The organism is Actinospica acidithermotolerans (genome assembly GCF_018139625.1).
GTDB classification, from domain to species: domain Bacteria; phylum Actinomycetota; class Actinomycetes; order Streptomycetales; family Catenulisporaceae; genus Actinospica; species Actinospica acidithermotolerans.
In genome coordinates this window covers 56,591-83,007 of the sequence record NZ_JAGSOH010000003.1, presented here as the reverse complement: position 1 = coordinate 83,007, position 26,417 = coordinate 56,591, and the positions used below count along the sequence as shown (strand labels likewise).

General features: G+C 72.2%; 26 protein-coding genes and 1 pseudogene. 13 read left to right on the top strand and 14 right to left on the bottom strand.

Going from position 1 to position 26,417, the window contains the following annotated elements; genetic code table 11:
• Window positions 1-249 precede the first annotated feature (249 nt).
• Both KDK95_RS02095 and KDK95_RS02090 read left to right on the top strand, forming a co-directional pair.
• The gene (locus KDK95_RS02095) at window positions 250-2,112 is read left to right on the top strand and encodes a CheR family methyltransferase (protein ID WP_212516242.1); all 1,863 of its coding nucleotides are present in this window, start codon (window positions 250-252) and stop codon (window positions 2,110-2,112) included.
• Window positions 2,113-2,262: 150 nt separating this feature from the next.
• Window positions 2,263-2,988 (top strand): GAF and ANTAR domain-containing protein, encoded by a 726-nt coding sequence (locus KDK95_RS02090; RefSeq protein WP_212516241.1) that lies wholly within the window; start codon window positions 2,263-2,265, stop codon window positions 2,986-2,988.
• Window positions 2,989-3,021: 33 nt separating this feature from the next.
• Here KDK95_RS02090 and KDK95_RS02085 read toward each other — a convergent pair whose 3' ends face one another.
• The gene (locus KDK95_RS02085) at window positions 3,022-3,738 is read right to left on the bottom strand and encodes a GAF and ANTAR domain-containing protein (RefSeq protein WP_212516240.1); all 717 of its coding nucleotides are present in this window, start codon (window positions 3,736-3,738) and stop codon (window positions 3,022-3,024) included.
• Between the two features lie 50 nt (window positions 3,739-3,788).
• On the bottom strand, window positions 3,789-4,088 hold the full coding sequence (locus tag KDK95_RS02080) for a hypothetical protein (protein WP_212516239.1): 300 nt from the start codon (window positions 4,086-4,088) through the stop codon (window positions 3,789-3,791).
• Between the two features lie 304 nt (window positions 4,089-4,392).
• Between KDK95_RS02080 and KDK95_RS02075 the strand changes: the two genes are divergently transcribed.
• From KDK95_RS02075 to KDK95_RS02060, 4 genes are all read left to right on the top strand, one after another.
• Window positions 4,393-4,887, top strand: coding sequence for a pyridoxamine 5'-phosphate oxidase family protein (locus KDK95_RS02075; protein WP_212516238.1), 495 nt, complete (start codon window positions 4,393-4,395; stop codon window positions 4,885-4,887).
• A gap of 60 nt (window positions 4,888-4,947) precedes the next feature.
• Window positions 4,948-5,496: an alpha/beta hydrolase family protein gene (locus KDK95_RS02070; protein WP_212516237.1), complete on the top strand. Its 549-nt coding sequence runs from the start codon at window positions 4,948-4,950 to the stop codon at window positions 5,494-5,496.
• Window positions 5,497-5,530: 34 nt separating this feature from the next.
• Window positions 5,531-6,121 (top strand): chemotaxis protein CheB, encoded by a 591-nt coding sequence (locus KDK95_RS02065; protein WP_212516236.1) that lies wholly within the window; start codon window positions 5,531-5,533, stop codon window positions 6,119-6,121.
• 64 nt (window positions 6,122-6,185) lie between these two features.
• The gene (locus tag KDK95_RS02060; RefSeq protein WP_212516235.1) at window positions 6,186-7,070 is read left to right on the top strand and encodes an ANTAR domain-containing protein; all 885 of its coding nucleotides are present in this window, start codon (window positions 6,186-6,188) and stop codon (window positions 7,068-7,070) included.
• Window positions 7,071-7,095: 25 nt separating this feature from the next.
• Here the strand turns inward: KDK95_RS02060 and KDK95_RS38075 are convergent, their stop codons facing one another.
• The 4 genes and pseudogenes from KDK95_RS38075 to KDK95_RS02045 all read right to left on the bottom strand — a co-directional run bounded on the left by KDK95_RS38075 (window position 7,096) and on the right by KDK95_RS02045 (window position 9,984).
• A complete protein-coding gene (locus KDK95_RS38075) occupies window positions 7,096-7,578 on the bottom strand; it encodes a universal stress protein (protein ID WP_372463251.1) in 483 nt (160 codons plus the stop codon).
• Window positions 7,545-7,931: pseudogene (locus KDK95_RS38070) on the bottom strand (universal stress protein); the annotation flags it as partial. The pseudogene KDK95_RS38070 and the gene KDK95_RS38075, both read right to left, overlap by 34 nt.
• A 110-nt stretch (window positions 7,932-8,041) precedes the next feature.
• The gene (locus tag KDK95_RS02050) at window positions 8,042-9,280 is read right to left on the bottom strand and encodes a PP2C family protein-serine/threonine phosphatase (RefSeq protein ID WP_212516234.1); all 1,239 of its coding nucleotides are present in this window, start codon (window positions 9,278-9,280) and stop codon (window positions 8,042-8,044) included.
• A 191-nt stretch (window positions 9,281-9,471) separates the two neighbouring features.
• The gene (locus KDK95_RS02045; RefSeq protein ID WP_212516233.1) at window positions 9,472-9,984 is read right to left on the bottom strand and encodes a flavodoxin domain-containing protein; all 513 of its coding nucleotides are present in this window, start codon (window positions 9,982-9,984) and stop codon (window positions 9,472-9,474) included.
• 355 nt (window positions 9,985-10,339) lie between these two features.
• On the opposite strand from KDK95_RS02045, the gene KDK95_RS02040 reads away from it, so the two are divergent.
• From KDK95_RS02040 to KDK95_RS02015, 6 genes are all read left to right on the top strand, one after another.
• Window positions 10,340-11,650 carry an extracellular solute-binding protein gene (locus KDK95_RS02040; protein WP_212516232.1) on the top strand — a complete coding sequence of 437 codons (1,311 nt, stop codon included), beginning with the start codon at window positions 10,340-10,342 and terminating at the stop codon, window positions 11,648-11,650.
• 155 nt (window positions 11,651-11,805) lie between these two features.
• On the top strand, window positions 11,806-12,741 hold the full coding sequence (locus KDK95_RS02035) for a carbohydrate ABC transporter permease (RefSeq protein ID WP_212516231.1): 936 nt from the start codon (window positions 11,806-11,808) through the stop codon (window positions 12,739-12,741).
• The gene (locus tag KDK95_RS02030; protein WP_212516230.1) at window positions 12,738-13,640 is read left to right on the top strand and encodes a sugar ABC transporter permease; all 903 of its coding nucleotides are present in this window, start codon (window positions 12,738-12,740) and stop codon (window positions 13,638-13,640) included. Before KDK95_RS02035 ends, KDK95_RS02030 begins: the two co-directional genes overlap by 4 nt.
• A gap of 218 nt (window positions 13,641-13,858) precedes the next feature.
• A complete protein-coding gene (locus KDK95_RS02025) occupies window positions 13,859-15,520 on the top strand; it encodes a glycoside hydrolase family 13 protein (protein WP_212516229.1) in 1,662 nt (553 codons plus the stop codon).
• A gap of 54 nt (window positions 15,521-15,574) precedes the next feature.
• Window positions 15,575-16,609, top strand: coding sequence for a LacI family DNA-binding transcriptional regulator (locus tag KDK95_RS02020; RefSeq protein ID WP_212516228.1), 1,035 nt, complete (start codon window positions 15,575-15,577; stop codon window positions 16,607-16,609).
• 69 nt (window positions 16,610-16,678) lie between these two features.
• Window positions 16,679-17,575, top strand: coding sequence for an adenosine kinase (locus tag KDK95_RS02015; protein ID WP_212516227.1), 897 nt, complete (start codon window positions 16,679-16,681; stop codon window positions 17,573-17,575).
• 102 nt (window positions 17,576-17,677) lie between these two features.
• Here KDK95_RS02015 and KDK95_RS02010 read toward each other — a convergent pair whose 3' ends face one another.
• Complete coding sequence (locus KDK95_RS02010) at window positions 17,678-18,331, bottom strand: hypothetical protein (protein WP_212516226.1); 654 nt, start codon at window positions 18,329-18,331, stop codon at window positions 17,678-17,680.
• 1 nt (window position 18,332) lies between these two features.
• Window positions 18,333-19,022 carry a DUF4389 domain-containing protein gene (locus KDK95_RS02005; protein ID WP_212516225.1) on the bottom strand — a complete coding sequence of 230 codons (690 nt, stop codon included), beginning with the start codon at window positions 19,020-19,022 and terminating at the stop codon, window positions 18,333-18,335.
• Window positions 19,023-19,100: 78 nt separating this feature from the next.
• On the opposite strand from KDK95_RS02005, the gene KDK95_RS02000 reads away from it, so the two are divergent.
• Complete coding sequence (locus KDK95_RS02000) at window positions 19,101-19,256, top strand: hypothetical protein (protein ID WP_212516224.1); 156 nt, start codon at window positions 19,101-19,103, stop codon at window positions 19,254-19,256.
• Window positions 19,257-19,276: 20 nt separating this feature from the next.
• On the opposite strand, the gene KDK95_RS01995 is transcribed toward KDK95_RS02000, so the two are convergent.
• The 6 genes from KDK95_RS01995 to KDK95_RS37590 are packed head-to-tail and all read right to left on the bottom strand — an operon-like array spanning window position 19,277 to window position 26,287.
• Window positions 19,277-20,542, bottom strand: coding sequence for a vWA domain-containing protein (locus KDK95_RS01995; RefSeq protein ID WP_212516223.1), 1,266 nt, complete (start codon window positions 20,540-20,542; stop codon window positions 19,277-19,279).
• Window positions 20,535-21,473 carry an AAA family ATPase gene (locus tag KDK95_RS01990; RefSeq protein ID WP_212516222.1) on the bottom strand — a complete coding sequence of 313 codons (939 nt, stop codon included), beginning with the start codon at window positions 21,471-21,473 and terminating at the stop codon, window positions 20,535-20,537. Before KDK95_RS01990 ends, KDK95_RS01995 begins: the two co-directional genes overlap by 8 nt.
• Entirely contained in the window at window positions 21,470-22,468 is a 999-nt protein-coding gene (locus KDK95_RS01985) for an XdhC family protein (protein ID WP_212516221.1), read from the bottom strand. The genes KDK95_RS01990 and KDK95_RS01985 overlap by 4 nt, the downstream gene beginning before the upstream one ends.
• Window positions 22,465-24,870 carry an aerobic carbon-monoxide dehydrogenase large subunit gene (locus tag KDK95_RS01980; protein ID WP_212516220.1) on the bottom strand — a complete coding sequence of 802 codons (2,406 nt, stop codon included), beginning with the start codon at window positions 24,868-24,870 and terminating at the stop codon, window positions 22,465-22,467. Before KDK95_RS01980 ends, KDK95_RS01985 begins: the two co-directional genes overlap by 4 nt.
• A 1-nt stretch (window position 24,871) precedes the next feature.
• Complete coding sequence (locus KDK95_RS37595; protein WP_307844080.1) at window positions 24,872-25,378, bottom strand: (2Fe-2S)-binding protein; 507 nt, start codon at window positions 25,376-25,378, stop codon at window positions 24,872-24,874.
• A gap of 15 nt (window positions 25,379-25,393) precedes the next feature.
• On the bottom strand, window positions 25,394-26,287 hold the full coding sequence (locus tag KDK95_RS37590) for an FAD binding domain-containing protein (protein WP_212516219.1): 894 nt from the start codon (window positions 26,285-26,287) through the stop codon (window positions 25,394-25,396).
• Window positions 26,288-26,417: the final 130 nt, after the last annotated feature.

Below are 26,417 nucleotides of genomic sequence, written 5' to 3'. Positions count from 1 at the left end.
GCTCGACGGCGGTTCGACGATGCCGCCGCCCAGGAGCACTGAAGGAGTGACCGTCCTGCTCGCGATCCGTCGCGAGCAGGACGGGCGCGGGACGAGTGCAGGACGAGTGCAGGATGAGCGCGGGACGAGTGCGGGAACGGCTTGCATCGCGGCATGGAGCGCACTGCGCACACGCTCAGCTCCGGGTCCGCTACGCTGGCCGAATGAGAGACCGCGGCCTCGGAGACCCGCACGACCTGGGGGGAGACCATGTCCGCGCCCGCTGACCCGGCGGCACCGGAGCGGGAGCTCGAGGATCTGCTCGGCTACCTCCGCGACGCCCGGGGCTTCGACTTCACCGGCTACAAGCGGACCTCGCTGGCCCGGCGCATCAGGAAGCGGATGGCGGACGTCGGCACGGCGGCGTACGGCGACTACCGCGACGTGCTCGAGACGGATCCGGAGGAGTTCAACGAGCTCTTCAACACCATCCTGATCAATGTCACGGGGTTCTTCAGGGACAGCGAGTCCTGGGCGTACCTGGCCGCCGAGGCGCTCCCGCAGATCCTCGCCGACAAGGCGCCCGACGACGAGATCCGGATCTGGAGCGCGGGCTGCTCCACCGGCGAGGAGGCCTACACGCTGGCCATCCTGTTCGCCGAGGCGATCGGGCTCGAGGAGTGCGCACGCCGGCTCAAGATCTACGGCACCGATGTGGACGAGGAGGCGCTGCGCGAGGCGCGCGGCGGCGTCTACCCGCACCGGGCGCTCGAGGCGCTCGCGCCGGAACTGCGCGAGCGGTACTTCGAGACGGCCGGGGGAAACCACGCGTTCCGCGCCGACCTGCGGCGGCGGGTGATCTTCGGGCGTCACGACATCACCAGGGACGCGCCGATCTCGCGCCTCGATCTGCTGGTGTGCCGGAACACCCTGATGTACTTCAACATGGAGGCGCAGTCGCAGATCATCGAGCGCTTCCACTTCGCGCTGCGGCCCGGCGGCTACCTCTTCCTCGGCAAGGCGGAGATGCTGCTGTCCGAGGGCGAGCGCTTCCAGGTCGACAGCATGCGGCACCGGCTCTTCCGACGCCGGATCGGAAACACCCCGCTGCCGCACACCGCGGTGCTGCCCCGCCTCGAGGTCGCGCTCGGGCGGGACGTGCGCGACGTCGGCCGCAAGCGCCTCGTACGCGACCTCGCGCTCGACACCTCGCCGCACGCACTGATCGCGCTCGACGAGGAGGGGGCCGTGGTGATCTTCAACAACCAGGCGCGCACCCTGTTCGGCCTGACGCCGGCCGACGTGAACCGTCCGTTCCAGGACCTGGAGCTGTCCTATCGCCCGGTCGAACTCCGCTCCCTGATCGAGCAGGCCGCGGACGAGGGCCGCACGGTGCGGGTGGCGGCGGTGGAGCGGCCGACGGCCGGCGGCGAGAGCCAGTTTCTTGATATCAACATTCAGCCGCTGTTCAGCCCGGACGGCGAGCGGGTCGGGGTCGCGCTCAGCTTCCTCGACACCACCGTCGCCACCCGGCTCCAGCACGAGCTCCAGCGGATCCGGCAGGACCTCGAATCGGCGTACGAGGCGCTGCAGTCGACGAACGAGGAGCTGGAGACCACCAACGAGGAGCTCCAGTCGAGCATCGAGGAGCTGGAGACCACCAACGAGGAGCTCCAGTCGACCAACGAGGAGCTGGAGACCACCAACGAGGAGCTCGAATCCGGCAACGAGGAGCTCCAGACGATGAACGAGGAGCTGCGTTCGCGCACCGCGGAGCTCGACGAGGCGCACGCGTTCCTCGCCGGGGTGCTGACCAGCATCGCGGCCGGGGTCGTGGTGCTGGACGGCGAGCTGAGGGTGCGCAGCTGGAACCGCGGCGCGGAGGACCTCTGGGGCCTGCGGACGGCCGAGGTGGACGGCCAGCCGTTCTTCGGGCTCGACTTCGGGCTGCCGACCGCGCAGCTCCAGGAGGCGGTCCAGGAGTGCCGCGGCACGGGGCGCCGGATCGGCCCGGTCCACCTGTCTGCGGTCAACCGGATCGGGCGGCGCATCCTGTGCTCGATCGCCTGCTCGCCGCTTGACCAGGACGGCGGCGTCGTGCTGCTCATGGAGCAGGTCCAGGCGGAGGACTGAGGCGGCGGAAGGGCCGAACGGCCCTAGCCGCGCGGCCCGGCGCGCGGGTATTTTCGCCCAGTATTCAGCCATTGGCACCCGTGCCGGCCGCGCGTGCGGACCTGCGTATGCGGCGCGCCGGCGACGTGCGGGACGGAAAGGGGCCGGGTCTTGGACTCCAGGCAGGTGTACGACCTGCTCAACGACGGTGCCGACACCGCGGAGGCGGTGCACGACCTCGACGGGCACCTGCGCTACTTCGCGGCCGAGTGCTCCCGCGTGCTCGGCGCGCCGGGAGTGGCCCTCCTGCTGGCGTCCGAAGAGGGACGGCTCGAGTGCGGTGCCGCCTGGGGCGAGGGCGTCGAGCAGCTCGCCGCCGCGGAGATCCGCGCAGGGCTCGGCCCGAGCGTGGACTGCGCCGCCGCCGAGGTCGCGGTCCGCTGCCCCGACACGGTCTCGGACGGCGCGCGGTGGCCCGACTGGGCCCGGGCCGCGTCCCAGGCCGGATACTGCTCCGTGCTGAGCGTTCCGTTGCTCTCCCTGGACGACCGGCTGGGAGCGATGACCGTTTATTCGGGCGACCCCGGATTCCCGGACTCCGAGGCCGCACGGCTCGCGCCGGCGCTCGCCGAGGCCGTGGCGACCGGTCTCTACTTCCAGCGCCGCCGGCAGGAGAGCGCGGTCGAGGTCGCCCAGCTCCAGCGGGGTATCGCGTCGCGGGTCCCGATCGAGCAGGCCAAGGGGATCCTCGCGGAGCGGCACGGCCGGACGATCGACGAGGCCTTCGAGCTGCTGCGGTCCGTCGCCCGCAGGCGCGGCCTGCGGCTGCACGACGTGGCACGCGCCATCGTCGACGGTGTCGCCGAGGTGCCGAAGGACCTCGCGAGGCCGCGCTGACGCGGGTCGCGCGCGAGAGCCGGCCGGATCCGCTCACTTCGCCCGGTGCCAGAGCGCGAGGCCTTGCACGATCCGCTCGGCGAGGTCGCCGGGGTCGACCCCCTGCGTCTCGGCCTGCTGTTCGAGCAGCCGTGCCGCCGCGTCCACGGTGATGCCGTGCCGCTGCGCCACGATCCCGCGGGCCTGGTCGATCGTGATCTGCCGGCTCAGGGCGCTGCGCCAGCGGTCGACGGCACGACCGTCGTCACGGGCGGCCTCGGCCCGGAGCAGGCCGACGGCGGTGCTGTCCGCCATCGCCTGGGCGAGCGCGAGCTCCTCAGGCCGGTCGTCGCCGGGGTCGGCGCGCATCACGCAGGCCGCGCCGAGCACGCGGTCGTGGCGGCGCAGCGGGACGGCGGAGAACGCCCGGATGCCGGCCGCCGACGCCGCCGCGGCGAGCTGCGGCCACGCCGGGGCGGAGAGGATGTCGGGGCACTGCACCGGCACCCCGCGGCGGTAGCAGTCGACGAGCGGCCCCGACCGGTTCTCGATCTGCGCGAGGCCGAGCGTCCAGCCGACGCCGTCGGAGCAGCGCAGGAGGCTGAGCTCGCCGTCCTCGTCCGCGGCCGCCACGGCGCAGCATGCGGCGGGCAGCAGGGAGACGGCGCGATGCGCGAGGCGTTCGAGGAGCGCGGCGGTCACGTCGTGCCCCGACTCGAGATCCGTCAGGTCGAGCAGTGCGCGCAATACCGACTGGTCGACTTCGGCCATCGCGGAAGCTCCTTAGCCCTGTCGCGGTGTGTCCGGCCCGGGTCCGGAGTCTAGTGCGCATGCGGCCGGCTGGGGGCGGTCTCCGCGGCACTCGCGTGCTCGAGCGCGGCCAGGCGCGCCAGCCGGAGCGCCTCGTCCGTGTGGGCCACCGCGCTGTGCAGGTGGCGGGTCACCGGCGCCCGGGTCGAGGCTTCGAGCGCGACGTGCAGGTCGAGCCCGATCCGCAGCAGTGTCTCCACCAGCACGTGCCGCGCGGACTCCGGGGACGGCCCGGTGAGATCGCCCGTCGACTGCGCGGCCGCGGCGCCGCGACCGCTTTGGACAAGGCCGGAGATGTGGTCGGTGTGCACGGTGGACCTCGCACAGTCGTAGGCGTCTGATTGCGTGATCGCCGACTGTCGGGGTCCGGGACAGCAGACCTTCGGGCGCGGAGCTGTTCGTGCTCCGGCTAGCCCTGGTTGGAAAGCGCCTCCAGCATACGTCCCGGCACCCGGAGTAGCCAGCGCGCTACAGGACTTTCGGCCCTAGGCAGGACAGGCGAAGGTGTGGATGCTGGATGGCTTGGCGGGTATTCGGGTTAGATGTATCCCGCGTCTCGGCCGCGGCTCGCTCGCCGCCTCCCCTCGAGCGCGGTCCACACGATCGGAATCGACATTGAGCGAACAGGGCTCCAGGGCAGGCGGCCGCGGCGTCACGCCGCAGGGCATCCGGCGGGACGGTGATCGCGGCGCCTCGGACCCGGCGGCACTGCGCCGGCTCGCGGAACTCGACTCGGGCGAGGCGCTGCGGATGCTCGGCAGTGTGCAGTTCGGCCGGGTCGTGTTCACCCTCGACGCGCTGCCCGCGATCCGGACGGTCAACCACATCCTCGCGCACGGGCTGGTCATCTTCCGGACGGACACCCGAGGCACCCTGTCCGCGATCTGCGGGACGGACGCCGGCGGCTCCGTCGTCGCCTACCAGGCCGACTCGATCGACGTCGATACCCGCCTGGGATGGAGCGTCTCCGTGGTCGGCCGGGCCGCGCCGGTGACCGAGCCGGAGATGAGGGAGCGCTACCTCCGGCTGTGCGCGCCGTGGTTCGAGCCGGCCACGGACGAGGTCCTGTGCATCGTGCCCCGAATGGTTACCGGATTCCGACTCGTGTGACTTGAGGCCCTATTGGGCCCGCCGACGCCCGGCTAGCTTGGCGGCATGACGAGTGGCGCCGTGCCGGATCCGACGGTCGTGCGACGACCGCCCGGGTTCCGTGCCGACACCCACGCTGCCGGGGTCGCACGCGTGCTCGGCGTCGACGGTGTCGGTGTGCTGCTGGCCCATGACGGCGCTCTCGACTCCGTCGCGCTGGCGTCCGACGAATCCGTGTACGGGCTGTGCGCCCTTGAAGCCGGCGGCGCGCCCGGGCCCGCTGCCGTGAGCCTGGACAGCGGCGAGATCGTGCGCTTCGCCTTGGGGCAGCACGACAAGCGCTGGCCGGCCTACGCCGACGCGTTGCGCGCCAGCGGAGGCGCCGGCGTCATCGCAATCCCCGCAGACGACGGCGAGCATCCGGGAGCGATGCTGCTCTGCCAGCGGCGGGCCGTCCGGCTCTCGGCGGAGCGGTTGAGGCTGGCGGGGATACTCGCGACGCTCCTGATCGAGACCGCCGTGCGCGGTCAGGCGATGCGGCATCTGCAGGCGGCGATCGACTCTCTCGGCGCGACGATGCGCAGGATCGACGAGGAGGCTCCGGACGATGGTGTCGACACGCGCGGATGAGCTCGGCGCAACCTCCAGCGGTTACGCTGGTTCGGTGACAGGCGTCGGAAACGCCGGAGGCGGCCGACGGGTGCTCGCGCTCGCGGCGTCGGCAGGCGGGATCGCCGCGCTCCGCACGCTGCTCGCCGAGCTTCCGGCCGGATTCCCGATGCCCGTGCTCGTCGTCCAGCACCTCTCGCCGAAGTACCCCACCTCCGTCGCCCAGGTCCTCGGCCGCAGCAGCGCGCTGCCGGTCCGGCTCGCCGAGGACGGCGAGCGGATCGAACCGGGTGTGGTGTATGTGGCCCCGCCGGGCAGTCACCTGCTCGCCGCGTCCGACGGCACCGTGCGCCTCGCCGACTCCGAGCCGGTCAACTACGTGCGCCCGTCCGCCGACCGGCTGTTCGATTCGGTGGCCGCCGTGTACGGATCCGGCGCGATCGCGTGCGTGCTCACCGGCGCCGGCCGGGACGGCTCGGCCGGCGCCGCCGCGATCAAGCAGCACGGCGGGACCGTGCTCGTCGAGGACCCGGATACGGCCGCGGTCCGCGGCATGCCGGACGCGGCCGTCTCGCGCTGCGAGCCCGACGCGATCCTCCCCCTGGAGGTGCTGGCCGGAGAGATCGGCCGCCGCGTCGCGGCGTGACGGCCGGCCGTGGCGCGCGCCCGCACCTGGTGACTCCGCCGCTGCCGGGGACTACGCTGCCGATATGCCCGACGACTCGTCGCAAGCGCTGCTGCGGCAGGCGCTCGGCCGCGCTTCCCTGGAACGCGCGAGGGCCAGGCGCGCCGCCGGGATCGGCGAGCGGCACGAGCGGCAGGCGGACGTCGGCTCCGCGGCACAGCGCACGCTGCACCTGCGGATGGCCGGGACCCACCGGAAGGTGGCCGCGAGGCACGACGCGGCGGCCGCGATGCACTCGGCCTTCGCGGCCAGGCTGGTCGCGATGCTCGGCGATTCGGCACCGCTGAGCCCCACCGCCCTTTTCATGACGGCGGTGGCGGGGGTCGCGAAGGCCCGCGGAGCCGCGCTGACCCTGTTCGGCACGGCGTTCGAGGAACTGCTGTGCGCCGTCTCCGACGAGCGCACGAAGGCGGTGCAGGACCTGGAGTTCGTCTGCGGCGAAGGGCCGACCCTGACCAGCGCCGTGGAGGGACGGATGGTGGCCGCGACGGATGCGGAGCTCGACACGGACTGGCCCGCCTTCGGTTCCGCGGCCACCGGCCTCGGCGTCCATCGGCTGGTGGCGGTCCCGGTCGTGCTCCCCGGATCGGCCTCGGGCACGCTGACCGTCCTCGATCCGCCCGTCGTCGGCGGCGCGACCGACCTCCCGGGACTGCGTGAGCTCGCCGACGCCCTGTTCCACCTGGTGCTGCCCGACGTCCGGCGGGAGATGGGCGACTGGTCGCAGCTCGTGGACGCGGGCCGGCGATCACTGGTCAACCAGGCGACGGGCGTCATCGCGGAGCAGCTCGGCTGCGGGCTCGAGGACGCCTCCGCACTGCTGCGCGCCCGCGCCTACGCCTCCGGCGAGAGCCTGGACGAGCTGGCAGGAGCCGTCGTCGGCCGCCGCACGCGTTTCGAGCGCCCCTGACGCTTTCGAAGCACCCTGACGCGCCTCAGGCCGCCGAAGGCACGATCGCGACCGGGACCGGGCAGTGCACGAGCATCTCGTAGACCGTCGAGCCGACCCTGGGCACGCCGCCGGACCGGCCGTGCGCGCCGAGCACCAGCATCTGCGCGTCCTTCGCCGCGAGCAGCAGGGCCGGCGCGGGCGCGTCGCAGGCCGTCTCGACGATGGCCCGCACCCCGGGGTAGTGCCGCGCTCCGCGTCGAGCAGCCGCATCACGTCCTCGCCCTGCGCGCGATCCACGGCCTCGGAGCCGGGCGGCCGTGCTCCCTCGCAGCTGCGCCCGGCGGGCTGCCAGGCCCGCACCGCGAAGACGCGCGAGTCCTGCCGCGCGGCGCGCCGCAGGGCGAAGCGGACGGCCGCGGGATCCTGCCGCGGTCCGACGCCGAGCACGATGTCCCCGCGGTCGGGGTCGGTGGGCTGATCGCGCACCACGACGAACGGCCGCGGCGACCGGGCCGCCAGGGCGCAGGTCACCGAGCCCGGCGGCATGCCGGACGCCGACGCGTAGCCGCGGCAGCCGGTGACCAGGAGCTCGGCGCCGCCCCCGGCCGCGAAGACCAGTGCGGACGTCGCCGGCCCGGGCACGATCCCGGTGGTGACGGTCACGGCCGGGTGGTGGCGGCGCAGTTGCCGGGCGACGTCGTCGAGCAGTTCCTCCGCGGCGCGCCCCTGATCATCCGTATCGGGCTCCAGCGCGTGCAGAAGGTGCACGGACAGACGCCGGCTTTCGGCTTCGTACGCGGCCCACTCGGCCGCGCACCGCGCCCCGGGCGAGTGGTCGACCCCGGCGACGATGTATCGCCCGGCCGGCCCGGCTGTCATCGTCATGGCTCTCCTCCAACCGAGGTAGGCGATCGCTGCACGCGGCAACCCCTGCATTTCCACGGTCATCCGCCGACGCGGAGCGCACCAGGGGCGGAGGTCCCGGGACCTCACACCTGGTCGGCGGACCGCTCCAGCCCGCCGCGACCGGCGTCGGCCACGGGGCGGCTCCGGTCGAAGCCGCCGGCCATACCCCCCGCCTCGTCCACCACGGACTCGACCCGAGAGGGGACTCCGCTCCGTCGGATCGCCACCATCGCGATGTCGTCGGAGAGTCTGGTGCCCACGTACCGGCGTAGGTCGTCGTGGATCGCACGGAGGAGATCGTCGGGATGGAGGTCGGCGAGGCGGTTGAGCCGCTCGGCGAAGGGATAGAACTCGCCGGCCCGGTTGCGGGCCTCGATCAGGCCGTCCGTGTACAGCAGGATCGTCGCGTCCGGCGGGAAGGGCACGGCGTCGGCGGCGGGCGCCGGTCCGGAGAGGTCGCCGAGGCCGAGGGGGGCCGCGAAGGCGCCGGGCCGGATCGGTGTGGCGGTGCCCTGGCGGATCAGGAACGGCTCGGTGTGGCCCAGGTTCAATACGCTCAGGGCGCCGTCGCTCTTCGGGATCTCGAGCAGCAGGGCCGTCACGAAGCCCTCCTCCTGGTAGCTGCCGCCGCGGGTGCGCCGGGGATCGCCGCTCATCGCCGCGGACTCCGCCAGCTCCGTGCGGAACTCCTCGTCCATCGCGGCGGCCAGCGACGTCAGCGGCAGGCGTCGGCGGGAGAGCCGGCGGAACGCGCCCAGGACGTAGCTGGCCATCTCCAATGCGGCCAGGCCCTTGCCCTGGGCGTCGCCGATGAGGACGCGCACCCCGTCACCGGTGTCGATCACGCCGTAGAGATCGCCGCCGATCAGCGCCTCCTCGTCCGCGGCCAGGTACAGCGACGAGAAGGAGAGCTCGCCGATCCGCCGGGGCAGCGGCCGCAGCAGCAGCCGCTGGGTGACCTCGGCGACGGTTCGCGACTTGGCCAGGTCGCGTTCCCGCCGCGCGCGCACGATGCTCGCGCCGAGGGCGGCGATGGAGATCAGGGCGATGGCGCCGAGCTGGACGGGGAAGTTCGCCTGGTCCAGTTGCTGGTTCACGTCAGCGGCGAGGATGACGGCGACGAGCGTGGCCGCCAGGATCAGGAGCACTTCGAGCGGTGTGCAGAAGACGGCGGCGAGCGCGGGAACGGCCACCATCACGGGCCCGAGCCGGATGCTGGGCGGCGTGAATTCGTCGATGAGGAGCATCGTGGCGAGGACTACCAGCATCCCGGCGGTGATCGCACGCGGATGGCGCCACAGCGGTGTCCTCGGTGAGCTCATGAGTTCGGCCATAGTCGGTTCGGAAGTGCTGATCAAAGCCTTTCCCGCGCAACGCCGGTCGGACAGGGCCTTTCGGCCCTTGAGGTGCGGGCCGCGGGCCGGAGCCGGTCGCTGCCTGCGGTGAAGCGGTGCGCCGGAAGCGAAGTTCACCGGCGCACCGGCCGTGCGCGGGGGCGGCGTGACGGGCTCGATCAGGAGTCGATAGCGCTCGTCGCCGCGATGGTCGCGGCCCATGCCTCGATCTCGGACCAGTCGCGGTAGTCGCCGTAGCGGCCGCCGATCGCCCGGAAGGCCAGCCTGCCGGTCCACGGCAGCTGATCCGGCCTGACGACGCCGGAGAGCAGGCGATGGCCGAGCGGCTCGAGCACGCCCTCGAACTGGGCAAGCAGCTTCGGTTCCTCGGCGTACGCCCAGCGATTGAGCGGCCGGCGCAGCGCGCCCGGCATCCCTACGCTGAAGAGCCAGACCGGGTGGCCGGACAGTTCCCCGGCGTGCCGGCGCACCAGGTCCACGGCCGTCGGCAGCCAGCGCTGGTCGTGGACGGCGCTTCCGATCACGAAGACGTCGTAGCCGTCGATCGCGTCCACGTCCCCGGCGGACCGGACCTCGACGTCCGCCCCGTGGGCCGCCAGGACCTTCCCGAGATGCTCGGCGATCCCCTGGGTGGAGCCGTGCGCGGTCGCATAGGCGATCAGCACATGCATCTCACACCTCCGCGATTGTCGTGCGGGCCTCGATTCCAGCGTGCCGCGGGCCCGTGCCCGGCGTCCCAGGCCTTGCGGCGCACGGATTCGGGGACGTTCGGCCCACGGCCGTCCGATTCCTCCCGGCATGCGGCGATCCCGCCGGGAGTGCCGGGTTGGATGACATCGTGCTTACTTGCGCAAGTCTTTCCGAATCAGGACGCAAGCTATACGCAGGTTTTCCGCAAGAAGCTGGAAGTCTTGCGTTGGTACTGCTAGCTTTCTGGCTCGTGCCCCGATGACGGGGCCCCCGGGACGCGTGAGCCGTCTCGGGACCTTGGTTCTTTCCTGACTTTGCGGACAAGGAGCTCGTGTGATGCGACGAAGCATCCCGGCGGTTCTGGCATCGATACTCGCGGCGTCTACGCTCGCGGCGTGCAGCAGCGGGGGCTCTTCGAGCACTGCCGCCGCCGGCTCGACCGATCCGGCTTCGGCCAAGGGCACGGTCACCTTCTGGGACACCTCCGACCCGCAGGCCGAGGCGCCTGCCTACAAGGCCCTGATAGCCAAGTTCGAGGCCGCGTACCCCGGCATCAAGGTCACCTATGTGAACAAGGCGTTCGGCACCGCGGAGAACGCCTTCAAGACCGCCGCCGCGGGCGGCAGCGGCGCCCCGGACGTCTTCCGCTCCGACATCGGCTGGGTTCCCGCGCTGGCCCAGGCCGGGTACCTGCAGAAGCTCGACGGCACCCCGGCCCTGTCCGACGCCTCCGACTACCTCTCCGCCCCCGCCGCGACCACCAAGTACAACGGCGCGACCTACGGCGTCCCGCAGGTCACCGACGCGCTGGCGCTGCTCTACAACAAGGCCGAGTTCACCGCCGCCGGCATCGGCTCCGCGCCGACCACCTGGGCCGCCCTCAAGACCGACGCGCTGGCCATCAAGGCGAAGACCGGCAAGCCGGCGATCTTCCTGCGCGGCGACTCCAGCTACTTCATGCTGCCCTTCATCTACGGCGAGGGCGGCGACATGGTCGACACCTCGGGCAAGAAGGTCACCGTCGGGAGCGCGGCGGTGGTGAAGGCGTTCGGCATCGTCCAGGATCTGATCTCCTCGGGCGCCGCCGAGACGGACACGTCGTCGAACGCTTACACGAACATGCAGAACGCGTTCAAGTCGGGCAAGGTCGCGATGGTCCTCAACGGCCCGTGGTCCACCGCCGACGACCAGTCGGGCAGCGCCTTCACGGACAAGGCGAACCTCGGCATCGCCCCGGTGCCGGCCGGCTCGGTCCGGGCGGGCACCCCGACCGGCGGCCAGGATCTGGTCGTCTACGCCGGCTCGGCCAGCCTCAGCGCCTCCGAGCTGTTCGTGCAGTACATCAACTCCGCCGCCAGCCAGGCGTACGTGGCCTCCCGCAACAACACCCTGCCGACCCACCAGGCCGCCTGGTCCGACCCGCAGGTCACCGGGAACGCCGCGCTCACCGCCTTCGACGCGGTGATCAAGGACGACATGCCGCGCCCGGCCATCCCGCAGGGCTCCGACCTGTTCACCCCCTTCGACACCGGCGTGCAGAGCATCCTCTCCGGCAAGGCGAGCGCCCAGGCCGGCCTGCAGTCCGTCGCCCAGCAGATGCTCAAGGTGCTCAACAACGGCGTCGACTCCGGCTGGACGACCGGCTGACCCGGGCTCCGTCCGACCCCGAACTCCTCCGGGACCGCGTGCGCACCGCCTGTCGCCGCGCGGTCCCGGAGGGACCACCCGGCCTCCGCCGGCGCCTGCACCTCTCCCTTTCCGTCCGTCCGGCCGCGAGCCGGGGAACGAGCGAGCAATCGAGCATGTTCAGCAGACTTCGAAGAAGCTACGACCGCTACTGGTACGCCTGGGCGATGGCGCTGCCCGTCACCCTCGTCCTGCTCGTGCTGGTCGGCTATCCGCTGGTCATGGGCGTCTACTACTCCCTGACAAACATCAACGACCTCAACATGGGCCGCACGATCGGCGCGAACCACATCCCGGCGAGCTTCAGGTCGGTGGGCCTGCACAACTACGGCTACATCCTCTCCGGCGGCGACGGGCAGTTCTACCAGACGCTCGTCTGGACGCTCGAGTGGACCGTCGGCTGCGTGGTGCCGACCGTCGGCATCGGCCTCGGCCTCGCCCAGCTGCTCAACCGGCGCCTGCGCGGCCGCGGCGTGTACCGCGTGCTGCTGATCCTGCCGTGGGCCGTGCCCTCGTTCGTCGCCGCGTTCTCCTGGCGGCTGATCCTCAACAGCCCCAACGGCCTGCTCGACTGGGTGTTCACCCGGGCCGGACTGCCCGCGGTGGACTGGCTGGGCAGCGCGACCGGCGCCAAGTTCTCCGTGATCCTCGTCAACGTGTGGATCGGCGTGCCGTTCATGATGGTCGCCTTCCTCGGCGGCCTGCAGGCCATCCCCGGCGAGCTGCTCGAGGCCGCCGAGGTGGACGGCGCCAGCCCGCTGCGCCGCTTCCTCCACGTGACCATGCCGGGTCTGCGGCCGGTGGCCACCACGGTCACCCTGCTCGGCGTGATCTGGACCTTCAACCAGTTCGCCATCATCTACCTGGTCACCGCCGGCGGCCCGGGCGGCGCGACGAACATCCTGGTGACCCAGGCCTACAACGACGCCTTCAGCCAGACCCGCGATTACGCCGGCGCCTCCACCTACGGCGTGATCATCCTCTCGATGCTGCTGCTGTTCGCCACGTTCTACCGCCGCGCGCTCGGCCGCGGCCAGGAGGCCGCCGCATGACCGCACGCACCGTGTCCGCCGTCCGCAGCGCGCCAGACGAATCCGGCGCGCCCGCCGCCCCCCGCCGCTCCTACCGGCGCGGGCGCCGCTCGCCGGCCGCGTCGGCGGCCCTGCATCTGACCCTGCTCGTCGCGAGCCTCATCGCCGCCGCGCCGGTGCTGTGGGTGGTGCTGACCTCGTTCAAGCCGGACAGCACCGTCGAGATGACCGACCAGCTCGGTCCGCTCAGCCTGCACAACTACCGCGTCGTGCTGCAGCAGGGCTTCGGCGGCTGGATCCTCAACTCGCTCATCGTCGCCGCCGGCACGATGGTCTTCGGCGTGTTCATCGCCGCGACCGCCGGCTACGCGGTCTCGCGGATGCGCTTTCCCGGCGCCCGCCCGCTGATGTGGCTGTTCCTGGTCGTCCAGATGTTCCCGGTCGCGGTGCTCATCGTTCCGCTGTTCGTGGTGCTCAAGAACCTGCACCTGCTCGACAACCTGCTCGGCCTGATCCTGGTCTACGCGACCACGGCGGTGCCGTTCTGCGCCTGGATGCTCAAGGGCTACTTCGACGGCATCCCGACGGCGATCGACGAGGCCGGCCGGCTCGACGGACTGAGCCCCTTCGGCACCTTCTGGCGGCTGATCGTCCCGCTGGCGCGCCCGGGCCTGGCGGTGACGGCGTTCTACAGCTTCCTCACCGCCTGGGGAGAGGTCGCCTACGCGTCCCAGTTCCTGCAGAGCCCTGACAAGTACACGCTGCCGGTCGGCATGCAGACCTTCGTCAACCAGTTCGTGGCCGACTGGGGCCCGATGGCGGCCGGAGCCGTCCTGATCATCGTGCCGGCCGCGCTGGTGTTTTTCCTGGTGCAGCGGCACCTGGTGGCCGGCCTCACGGCGGGCACGGCCAAGGGCTAGGGCGTGTTTTGAAACTAGCGTCGGATCAGGCCGCGGCGTCTGACGCGTGCGATCGCAAGGCGCCGGGTCGTCCGCATACTGGGCGTACGTGGGCGATCCGGCAACGCGGCGAGCGTGCGTGGCAGGCGTCGCGGACCCGGCGATAGTTTCAAAACACGCCCTAGGTCCAAGCACAACCCCTCCCTCCCCGCACCCCACCGAATGAGGACTCGCACATCATGTCAGCGCCCGCACTCTCGCAGACGCTCCCGGACAGTCCGGAGAACCGCCCCGCCGCATGGTGGCGCGACGCCGTGATCTACCAGGTCTACATCCGATCCTTCGCCGACGGCAACGGCGACGGGGTCGGCGACCTGCTCGGCGTCCGCACCCGGCTGCCGTACCTCAGGGAACTCGGTGTGGACGCGGTGTGGATCACCCCGTTCTACGCCTCCCCGATGGCCGACGGCGGCTACGACGTGGCCGAGCACCGCGAGGTCGACCCGCTGTTCGGCACGCTCGGCGACGCCGAGGCGCTGATCGCCGAGGCGCACGCCCTGGGCCTGAAGGTGATCTTCGACATCGTCCCCAACCACACCTCGGCCGCGCACCGCTGGTTCCGCGAGGCGCTCGCCGCCGGACCGGGATCCGCCGCGCGCGAGCGCTACCTGTTCCGGCCGGGCAAGGGCGAGGACGGCGGCCTGCCGCCGAACGACTGGGAGTCGGTGTTCGGCGGTCCGGCCTGGACCCGGATCGCCGAGCCGGACGGCTCGCCGGGGGAGTGGTACCTGCATCTGTTCGACCCGGCGCAGCCCGACCTGGACTGGCGCCACCCGGAGGTGCGCGCCGAGCACGAGGAGATCCTGCGGTTCTGGCTCGACCGCGGCGTGGACGGCTTCCGGATCGACGTGGCGCACGGCATGGTCAAGCAGGAGGGCCTGCCGGACGCCGGGTACACCGACCAGATCGAGATGCTCGGCAGCTCCGTGCTGCCGTACTTCGACCAGGACGAGGTGCACGAGATCCACCGCTCCTGGCGCCGGATCCTCGACTCGTACCCCGGCGAGCGCATCGCGGTCGCCGAGGCCTGGGCGCCGTCGATCGAGCGCCTGGCGGCGTACGTCCGGCCGGACGAGGCGCACCAGGCCTTCAACTTCCACTTCCTCGGGACCGCCTGGGACGCCGACGCGCTGCGGCGGGTGATCGCGGATTCGGTGCGCACGGCGGAACTCGTCGGCGCCACGAGCACGTGGGTGCTCTCGAACCATGACATCCGCCGCCACGTGACCCGCTATGGCGGCGGCGAGGCCGGCCTGCGCCGGGCCCGCGCCGCCGCGCTGCTCATGCTCGCGCTGCCCGGCTCCGCGTACCTGTACCAGGGCGAGGAGCTCGGGCTGGAAGAGGTGCTCGACCTGCCCGAGGAGCTGCTCCAGGATCCGCAGCGGCTGCGCAGCGCCGACGGGTCCTCCGGCCGGGACGGATGCCGGGTCCCGCTGCCCTGGGGCGGCGAGGAGTCCCCGTACGGCTTCACGCCGCTGGGCATCGCCGAGGGCTGGCTTCCCGCGCCCGCCCGGTGGCGGGGGCTGACGGTCGAGAAGCAGTGGGAGGACCCGTCCTCCACCCTCGGCCTCTACCGGCGGGCGCTGAAGCTGCGCCGGGAGATACCCGGCCTCGGCGACGGCCGTCTCGAATGGCGAGATGCGCCCCGAGGTGCGCTCGTCTTCACCCGTGGGCCGGGGTTTGCGTGTACCGTGAACGCCAGTGGCCAGCCGGTGGCCGTGCCCCACCCGGGCAGGCTCATCCTGGCCAGCACCGCCCTGCCCGACGCCGCACAGGGCTGCGCCCCCGCGGCCGAGATCGTCCTCCCTCCGGACAGCGCCGCATGGTGGCACGCGGGCTGACCCGCGCCCCGCCGAATAGTCAGAGTACGGATACAGGGAACGGAACCGAGCACTGTGAGCGCCGAGCGAACCACAACGGGGATCCGGCTCGCGGACGTCGCCGCGCACGCCGGGGTGTCCGAGGCCACCGTCAGCCGGGTGGTCAACGGCAAGTCCGGCGTGGGCCTGGCCACCCGCCAGTCGGTGCTCGCCGCGCTCGACATGCTCGGCTACGAGCGCCCGCCGCGTTCCCGGCAGCGCTCGGCGGGGCTGATCGGGCTGGTGATCCCCGAGCTCGACAACCCGATCTTCCCCGCCTACGCGCAGGCGATCGAGCCGATCCTGACCCGGCACGGGTACACGCCGATGCTGTGCACCCTCACGCCGGGCGGCGCGAGCGAGGACGAGTACACCGAGATGCTGCTCGAGCGCGACGTGGCCGGAATCGTCTTCGTCTCCGGCCTGCACGCGGACACCACCGCGGACCCGGACCGCTACCGCCGGCTGGTCGAGCGCGGGTTGCCGATCGTGCTGATCAACGGGCACATCTCGGAGGTCAAGGCGCCGTTCTTCGCCACCGACGACCGGTACTCGATGCGCCAGGCGATCAGCCACCTCGTGGAGCTGGGCCACGAGCGGATCGGCATGGCCACCGGACCGGCCCGCTTCGTCCCCGTGGTGCGCAAGGTCGAGGGCTTCCTCGCGGCGAGCGGCGCGCTGCTGGGCCTCGACGAGGCCACCGCGCGCGAGCGCATCGCGCACACGATCTTCTCGGTGGCCGGCGGCCAGCAGGCCGCCAAGACGCTGATCGAGCGCGGCTGCACCGCGATCGTGTGCGGCAGCGATATGATGGCCCTCGGCGCCGTGCGGGCGGTGCGGGAGCTGGGCCTGTCCGTTCCGCAGGACATCTCCGTGATCGGATACGACGACAGCCCGCTGATCGCCTTCACCGACCCGCCGCTGACCACCATGCGCCAGCCGGTGCAGGCCATCGCCGAGGCTGCCGTCGGAGTGCTGCTCGAGGAGATGAACGGCATCCCGGGCCCGCGCGACGAGTTCGTCTACCCGCCGGAGCTGGTGGTGCGGGGCTCCACCGCGGCACGCAAGTGACGGCGGGCGCCCGCGTCGCAGGACGCGGCTGAGGTTCCGCCCCGTCGGCTTACCGGAAGGCGTCCATCAATGGGCTGCGAAATCGATGTCCTGGTGCTCGGGGGTGCCGGCGTCGACACCGTCGTGCGCGTGCCCGAACTGCCCTTGCCGTACGCCGACAGTTACCTGATCGATCCGGGCATCGTGACGCGGGCCGGGCAGAGCGGGGACTTCGTGGCTCTCGGCCTCGGCGCCCTGGGCCTGCGCACGCACCACGTCGACCTGATCGGCGACGACCCGGAGGGCGAGCTGGTCCGCGCGCTCCACCGCCACCGGGGCATTCCGCTGACCGCGGTGGCCTCGGCCCGGGGAACCAAGCGGGCGGTGAACCTGGTCGGCCCGGACGGGCGCCGGCTCTCGCTCTACGACGCGACCCGCGCCGGGGACGGCGACCCGCTGCCGGAGGCGACGGTGCGCGCCCTCGCCGCCGCCAGCCGGCACGCGCACGTCGTGATCACCCAGCCCTTCGCCGGGGCGCTCCCGGCGCTGCGCGAGTCCGGGGTGACCCTCTCCACGGACCTCCACGACTGGGACGGGATCAGCTCCTACCACGAGCCCTTCGCGCTCGCCGCCGACGTGGTGTTCCTGTCCACGACGGCGCTGTCCGCCCCGGAGCGCACCATGCGTTCGATCGCCGCCCGCGGCAGGGCCCGGATCGTGGTCGCCACGGCCGGCGCCGAAGGCGCGCTCCTGCTCGCCGACGGAGAGCTCACGCACGTGCCCGCGGCGGTCCCGCCGGGCCCGGTGGTGGATACGAACGGGGCCGGCGACGCGTTCGCCGCGGGCTTCCTGTTCGGCTGGCTCAGCGGCGATGATCCGCGCCGCTGCGCGTCGTACGGCGCGGTCGCGGGCGCCTATGCGTGCACTGTGCCCGCCACCCGCGCCGACGCCGTCAGCCGCGAGGTCCTGCTCGCCGCGTGTGGATGACAGATTGTCATCCGGGCATCGGTCGCCGGTCGCCGCGGCCGCTGGCCGCCGCTCTTCCGCTCACTGAGATGGGACGCGGCGGCGGATGTACCGGCTGCGCGGTCAGGGGTCTGCCGGGCGCTCGACGCGCTGCTTGATCCCCAGCAGCATCTTGCGTTCCATCACGAGGCTGCCGGGCTCCATCACGTAGCGGAACAACGCGCGGGAGACCGGGCCGGAGGGCGGCGCGGCGATCCGGTTGCGGCTGATCAGGCGGGTGGCGTCCGCCGCGGCGTCGCGCGGGATCAGGCCGAAGGCCCACACCCAGGCGCCGTCCTCGGAACGCAGCACCAGTGCGGCCTCCGGGTCCAGGATCTCGACGCGCAGTCTGGGACCGTTGCCCATCGCGAAGCTGTCGCCGACCCGGAGATCCTGGAACTCCGGCAGGATCCGGTCCGCGCTGTGCATGTTCAGGCCGAACAGGTTCTCGATCCAGTCGTAGGTGTACGCCCCGCCGCGTCCCGGGCCCATCTGCACCAGCCACGGCCAGACCGCCTTGGGCGGCGCATCGACGGTCACGGCGCGGGTGGTCACCAGCGGCGCCCCGCGCAGCAGGTCGTCGCCCGGCATCGGGGCCCGGACCTCGTCGGGCTCCGCGCCCCAGGTCAGGCAGCGCCGGCGCAGCAGCAGCGGGTAGCCCGCGGCCACGGCCGTCCCCGCGGCGACCGCCGTGCCCAGGCCGGCGGCGCCCCTTCTCAGCGTTCTGCTCGATCGCATGTCAGCTCCCTACGTCAACCGGCGCCGGGATCCGTTCTCGGGCGCCCTGGTCGAGGCGGAACGGGGGATAGGCGTCGGTCATCAGGCTCGCGTACGCGGCGACGCGCAGCACCCAACGGTCCGCCCCCATCGCCAGGCTGAACAGGCCCCTGGGGTACCGGCCGACGAACAGCAGGCTCACCCCGACGATCAGCATCAGCACGGCGATCAGCCCGTAGTCCTGAGCGCTCGTGCCGGTGTGGAATCCGCCGACGAGGACTCCCACGACGAGGTAGTGCGGAATCGCCAGCAGCCACCACTTCAGCAGCGCCTTGCCGCGGGAGAGCTCTCCCGGGTACTCGACGTGCAGCCAAGCCGGGTAGTCGGGATCGTCCTGCAGCGAGAACGGCGGGTAGCGGTCGGTGCCGAGCGCCCCGTACGAGTAGAACGCGACGCGCCAGCTCCATCGCAGCACGCCCACGTTGAAGTCGAAGATCCCGCGCGGGTACCGCCGCGTGACGAGGATCGCGACGAGTGCCACGATGCTCAGCAGCAGGTAGGCGATCCAGAGGAACCACAGCACGACGTAGTGCGGGATCGCCAGCAGCCACTTGACCAGCCACAGCCAGCGCGAGAGCTGTTCACTCAGTTCGCCCTCGACGCGCACCGGGTAACCCGCGGCCGGCGCGAGGGCATCGGTCTCTGTGCTCATGCCTCCACCCTCGCCCGCCCCCGCGGCTTCGTTTAGGGCATTGGGCCGCCGTTCACCGGGCCGAAGGTCCTCGGGCCGGTGAACGGCGAGGGAGCCACCGCCCGGAAGCAGGCCGCAGGTGTCTTCGGGCAGCTCGATCCGGACGTCCGGCCGGTCCAGCGCGATCCGGTGGTGGCAGGAGAAGCGTTCGAGCCTCACCCCCTCGTCGGCGCGCCCCACGCCGCCCTGCGCTGAGCGCCGCGGCCCCGCCAGGGTCAGGGTCCCGCCTGCCCGGCCGGTCCAGCCGCCGGGCGACGGCTTCGGCCGAAGCCGGCGACGGCGTCGACCACTTCGGCGAGGGCGGCGTATGTGTGGCCGCTGACGAAGGCGTGGCAGTACGGCAGGGCGGCGGCCATGCCGCCCGCCAGCGGCGCGTATCCGGGCGCGGCCTTCCTCGGGTTCACCCATACGATCCGGTGGGCGAGGCGGGCGAGCCGCTGCATCTCGCGGCCGACGGAGGCGGGGTCCTCGCCCTCCCAGCCGTCGGAGAAGATCACCAGGATCGCGTCACGGGCCATGCCGCGCCTGCCGTGCCGGTCGGTGAACGTGCCCAGCGAGCGGCCGATGCGCGTTCCGCCGGACCAGTCCGGTGCGGCGGCGCCGGCCCGGGCCAGCGCGGTGTCCGGGTCCGTGTGGCGCAGCAGCGGGGTGAGGCGGGTCAGCCGGGTCGCGAAGACGAATGTCTCCGCGGCCACGCGCTGTCCGGCGCTGCCGCGCGCGTAGAGCCGGGGGAAGAGCCGCAGGTAAGCACGCGTGTACGGCTCCATGGATCCGGAGATGTCGCAGAGCAGCACGAGCTTGCGGGGCCTGAGCCGGTTGCGCGAGCGTGCCAGCGTGATCGGCTGCCCGCCGGTGCGCAGGCTCAGGCGGAGGGTGCGGCGCAGGTCGGTGCGACGGCCGGCTCGATCCGCTTCCCGCCGGCGGCCGCGACGCGGCGGGATGCTGAACGCGAGCGCGCCGACGAGCCGGTCCAGCGCGGCGAGTTCCTCGGGCTCGAGCTTGCCGAGGTCCTTGTGCGCGAGCGCTTCCGCGGTGCTGGCCTGCGCACGGACCGGCATGGCCGCCTCGTGCGGCGCCGGCTCTCCGGGTGTGCGCCGCGGCTGCATGACCGGCGTGCCGCCGGGCAGCGGTTCCGGCCGGCGATAGCGGGGTTCGGCGCCGGAGGGCGAGGGTCCGGCGGCCGGCTCCTGCGACGAGGGGAGCGGTTGGCGGTCGTGTCCGCCGCGGCTCTCGGCCCGGTCGAGACTGCCGCCGAAGATGAGATCGAATACGCCGTCGAACCGCTCGACCTGGTCGCGATCGGAGACGAACACCAGCCGCGCGCACCAGTAGAGCTCGGCTCGGTGGGTCGGCGGTACCAGTCGCAGGGCGCGGAGAAACCGGTCGGCGCGTTCCGGCGGCACCGGAATCCCGGCGCGGCGCAGGGCGGCGGCGAAGCGGGCGCAGAAGACGGCGGAGTCGAAGAGGAGGAGATCAGGCATCGGATGCGCCGACGAGCCAGCCGATGCCGCGTTCGCGGACGAGTTCGTGGTCTTCGCGGTACTTCAGAAGCAGGCCGAGGGTGCTGCCCGCGGCGTCCGCGTCCAGCCGCGGCACGCCCAGCAGCGCCAGTGCGGAGATCCAGTCGATGCTCTCGGCGATCCCCGGCGCCTTCTGGACTTGCTGCAGGCCCCGGAGCCGGCGCACTGCGGCGGCGACATCGGCCGCGAGGTCGTACGGCGCTTCGGGCGCGTGCCGTCGTACGATCTCGACGAGCCGCTCGGTGTCCGGGTAGTCGATCCAGTGGTAGAGGCAGCGGCGTTTGAGGGCGTCGTGCAGGTCGCGCGTCCGGTTCGAGGTCAAGACGACGATCGGGGCGACGGCGGCGCGGACGGTGCCGAGCTCGGGAATCGTCACCGCGGTGTCGGCCAGAACCTCCAGGAGGAAGGCCTCGAAGTCGTCGTCGGCGCGGTCGATCTCGTCGATGAGCAGGACGGCGGGCATCGGCCCCGGATGGGTCAGTGCGGCGAGCACGGGACGGCGCAGCAGGTATTCGTCGGTGAACAGGTCGGCCTCGGTCAACGCCTCGCCACGGCTTTCCGCCAGGCGGATGCTGAGCAGTTGGCGCGGATAGTTCCACTCGTACAGCGCTTCGGCGGCGTCCAGGCCGTCGTAGCACTGCAGGCGGATCAGCGGGCTGTCGAGCACGGCGGCCAGAGCCTTCGCCGCCTCGGTCTTGCCGACGCCGGGCTCGCCCTCCAGCAGCAGCGGCTGCGGGAGACGCAGGGCGAGGAAGAGCGCCGTGGACAGCCCGGCGTCAGCCAGGTAGCCCGCGCGGTCGAGGGCCGCGCCGAGGGCCCCGGGATCGGGCGCGGCCCACGCGAGCGCCGAGGACGCCTCGGCCTGCGCGGAAAGCCCGGACTCCGCGCTCATGCGTGCACCGAGGCGTAGCGCGCGGGGTCGCCCTCGTACGCTTCGCGGCAGCCCGGGCGGCAGAACCAGTGCCGCTCGCCGTTGACGTCTGAGTGCAGCGTCTCCGGCACGACGGCCACGGTCATGCCGCACACGGGATCGACCGCGGTGGGCGGCTCAGCCGTCGCTTGCGAGGCCGCCGGCGATTCCGCGGGTGTGTCCGCGGTTGCCGACGAATCCGCAGGTGCGTCCGCCGCGTTCCCGACAGGCACGCCGTGCCGCACCGCGATGAGCTCGGCGAGGATCGAGACCGCGATCTCGCCGGGCGACTCGGCGCCGATCCACAGGCCGGCGGGGTCGTGGATTCTGACGCGCTCCTCGTCGCTGAGTTCGAGCCCCGCGAGGACCGTGGCGCCGCGCTTCCGGCTGGAGACCAGCGCGACATACGGGATTCCGAGGTGCACGGCCAGGGTCAGCGCGTCTTCCTCGCCGCGCCCGTGCGAGGCGACGATGACCGCCGCGGTATCGGAGAGGGCTGTTTCGCTGAGCTCCTCCGGATCGATGGTCCGGACGTCGTACTCGAGCACCGGCCCCAGCGCGACCAGCGCCGCGGCGATCGGCGCCTGCCCGACCACGACGATCCGCGTCGGCGGCAGCAGCGGTTCGAGGAAGATCTCCAGCTCGCCGCCGGACAGGCAGGGATTGGCGACGGTGAGCGTGCCGTCCTCCGCGGACTGCGCGCCGATACCCACCCCGGTATCCGGCGGGTCCGGCGAGATGCGCAGCAGCAGTGGCTCACCGGTCCGCAGGCTGCGCAGCGCCTGCAGGCGCACGGTGGATTCCGCGCACACGCCGCCCACGAAGCCCTCGATCCGGCCGTCCGGCAGGACGATCGCGGTATCGCCGGGTCGCGCGCTGGTCGGGCGGCGGCCGCGCACGACCGTCGCCCGCACGAAGGGGATCCGTCCCGTGTACAGCTCCTCCATCCGCCGGTCCAGCGCCGACCCAGGGATCATTGCGGCGCCCCGACGCCGCCGTGCATCGCGTGCCAGACCCGGCTCGGGGTGAGCGGCATGTCGGCGTGCCGCACGCCGATCGCGTCCATCACGGCGTTGACCACGGCGGGCGGGGAGCCGACCGTCGCCGACTCGCCGATGCCCTTGGCGCCGATCGGGTGGTGCGGGGACGGGGTGACGGTGTAGCCGAGTTCCCAGTCCGGCACTTCGAGCGCGGTCGGCAGCAGGTAGTCCATGAAGGAGCCGGACAGGCAGTTGCCGTCCTCGTCGAACCCGATCAGCTGCATCAGCGCCATGCCGACGCCGTCCGCGAGCCCGCCGTGCACCTGCCCCTCGATGATCATGGGGTTGATGCGGGTGCCGCAGTCGTCCACCGCGATGAACCGCCGCACCTTGACCACCCCGGTCCCGGGGTCCACGTCCACCACACAGATGTAGGCGCCGTACGGGAACGTGAGGTTGGGCGGGTTGTAGACGGTCGTGGCCTCGAGGTGGCCTTCGACGCCCTCGGGCAGTTCGAGCGTCCCGTGGGCCGCGAGCGCGATCTCCTGGATCGATTTTCCGGCGGACGGGTCGCCGCGCACGAACCAGCGGCCCTTCTCCCAGTCGAGGTCGTCGGGCGAGACCTCGAGCATCGCCCCGGCGATGAGGCGCGCCTTGTCGCGGACCTTGCGGGCGACCACCGCCGCGGCGGCCCCGGAGACCGGGGTGGAGCGGCTGCCGTAGGTGCCGAGGCCGAACGGGGTCTGGTCGGTGTCGCCGTGCACGACCTGGATGTCCTCCGGCGGGATCCCCAGCTCCTCGGCCACGATCTGCGCGAACGTCGTCTCGTGGCCCTGGCCCTGGGTCTGCACGCTCAGCCGCACCACCGCCTTGCCGGTCGGGTGCACGCGCAATTCGCAGCCGTCCGCCATGCCGAGCCCGAGGATGTCGAAGTGCTTGCGCGCCCCGGCGCCGACGACCTCGGTGAAGAAGGACACGCCGATGCCCATCGGCTTGCCTTCGGCGCGCCGCCGCCGCTGCTCCTCGCGCAGCTGCTCGTACCCCGCGATGTCCATCGCCTTGCGCAGGGTCGTCGGGTAGTCGCCGGAGTCGTACGTCCAGCCGGTCTTGTTCTCGTACGGGAACTGCTCCGGCCGCAGCAGGTTCTGCATCCGCAGCTCCGCCGGGTCGCGGCCCAGCTCGTTCGCCAGGCAGTCCACCATCCGCTCGACCAGGTACACGGCCTCGGTCACCCGGAACGAGCACGCGTACGCGACTCCGCCCGGCGCCTTGTTCGTGTAGACGCCGGTGACCTTGCAGTGCGCCGCCTCGATGTCGTACGAGCCGGTGAAGATGTGGAAGAAGCCGGCGGGGTACTTCGTCGGCTGGGCGGTGCCGTTGAACGCGCCGTGGTCGGCGAGCACGTCCGCGCGGATGCCGAGGATCTTCCCGTCGCGCGTCGCGGCGATCTCGCCCGTCATGTGGTAGTCGCGGGCGAAGGACGTGCTCATCAGGTTCTCCGAGCGGTCCTCCATCCACTTGACCGGCTTCCCGGTGACGATCGAGCCGACGACGGCGCAGACGTACCCCGGGTAGATGCCGACCTTGTTCCCGAAGCCGCCGCCGATGTCGGGCGCGACGATGCGGATCTTCTGCTCGGGTATCCCGGCGACCATGGCGACCAGGGTCCGGTGGGCGTGCGGCGCCTGGCAGGTCTCCCACAGCGTCAGCTTGCCCTCGACCGGATCCATCGAGGCGACGCAGCCGCAGGTCTCGAGCGGCGCGGGGTGCACACGCGGGTAGAGCATCTCCTGCCGGACCACCACGTCGGCGCGCTCGAACACCGCGTTCGCGGCCTCCGGGTCGCCGGCCTCCCAGTCGAAGATGTGGTTGTCGGTCCGGCCCTCCTTGTCGTCCCGGATGACCGGAGCGTCGGCGTCCATGGCGCGGCGTGCGTCGATGACCGCGGGCAGCGGTTCGTATTCGATGTCGATGAGCTCGACGGCGTCGCGCGCGGCGTAGTGGTCCTCGGCGACGACGAACGCCACCTCCTGCCCTTGGAACCGCACCTTGTCGGTCGCGAGGACGGCCTGGGTGTCCATGGACAGGGTCGGCATCCAGGCGAGCCCGAGACCCTCCAGCGTCTTGCCGGTGATGACGGCCTTGACCTTCGGATGCGCCTCGGCCGCGGACGTGTCGATCGAGACGATGCGCGCATGCGCGAAGGGACTGCGCAGCACCGCGCCGTGCAGCATGCCCGGCAGCAGCACGTCGTCCACGTAGTTGCCCTTGCCGCGGACGAAGCGCGGGTCCTCCTTGCGCTTGAGCCTGCCGTACCCGATGGGGCGCTCCTCGGGCGGAGCGGCGGTCGGTGCGGACTCCTCGACGTCGACGTGTTCGGCGTGCTCGACCGTGGTCATGTCAGACTCCGGCGGTCTCGGACTGGCTTGGGGATTCGGTCTGCGCCCGTGCCTGGTGCTCGGCGGCCCAGCGCACCGCGCGGACGATGTTCAGGTATCCGGTGCAGCGGCACAGCTGCCCGGAGATCGCCTCGCGGATCTGCTCCTCTGAGGGATCGTGGTTGCGGTCCAGCAGGGCGCGCGCGGTGAGCATCATGCCCGGCGTGCAGAATCCGCACTGCAGGCCGTGCTCCTCCATGAAGCCCTGCTGCACCGGGTCGAGCCCGTCCGGGCCCTCGAGGCCCTCGACGGTGCGCACGCTGTGGCCCGAGGCCATCGCGGCCAGGACCGTGCAGCTCTTGACGGGCTCGCCGTCCAGCAGCACGACGCACGTGCCGCAGTTGCTCGTGTCGCACCCCCAGTGGGTTCCGGTCAGGCGCAGATCCTCGCGCAGGAAGCGCACCAGCAGGTGCCTCGGCTCGACCTCGGCGTTGTAGTCGGTCCCGTTCACGTTGATGCTGACCTGCACGGCGATGCCTCCTCCTCAGACTCCGGCCCCGGCCTCGACGCCGGCGGCGGCGCGCGCCGCGGCTCGGCGCAGCGCGCGGGACGTCAGCTCGGCGGCCAGGTGCCTCTTGTACTCGGCGGTCCCGCGGTTGTCGGCCACCGGCTCGCAGTCGTCCCCGGCCCTGCGGCCGGCCTCGGCGAACAGCTCCTCGGAGGGCTCGCGGCCGCGCAGCAGCTCCTCGGCGGCGCGGGCGTGCACCGCGTCCGCGCCGACCGCGGCCAAGCCGATCCCGGCCACTTCGATCCGGCCGTCCTGCGCCAGCGCCAGCGCGGCGCCGGCCGCCGCGACCGCCCAGTCGCCGGCCTTGCGCTCGACCTTCTCGTACGCGCTGCCCGCCCGGTGCCGGACCGGGATCCGCACCTCGACGAGCATCTCCCCGACGCCCACCGCCGTCTCGTAAGGGCCGCGGTAGAACTCGTGGACGGGCACGACCCGCTCCCCGCCGCGCCCGCGGATCACGACCTCGGCGGCCAGCGCGCTGCACACGGCCGAGAGGTCCTCGGAGGGGTCGGCCTGGCACAGCGAGCCGCCGATGGTGCCGCGGTTGCGCACCGGCGGATCGGCGATCACCCGCTCGGCGTCGGTGAAGATGGGGAAGAAGTGCTCGACGACCTCGGACTCGAGCAGCTTCCGGTGCCGGGTCAGCGCGCCGATGCGCAGCCGGTCGCCGTCGAGCCTGAGGTAGTCGAGCTCGGTCAGGTCGTTGATGTCCACCAGGTATTCGGGCCGGGCCAGCCGCAGCTTCATCATCGGCAGCAGGCTGTGCCCGCCCGCGATGACCCGGGCCCCGTCGCCGTAGCGTTCGAGCAGCGCGAGGGCGTCGTCCACGCTCTCCGCGCGCCGGTAGTCGAAAGATGCCGGAACCTGCACCGCGCCCGCCTCCCAGATCCGTCCACGTCCTCGGAGTGATCGTCCGCCCTGCCACGCTGCTCCGCGGGCGCCGGGCGGTCAACGGCGAGTGAAGCGAAAGGTTAAGACCGTTTTCGGCGGATAATGGCCT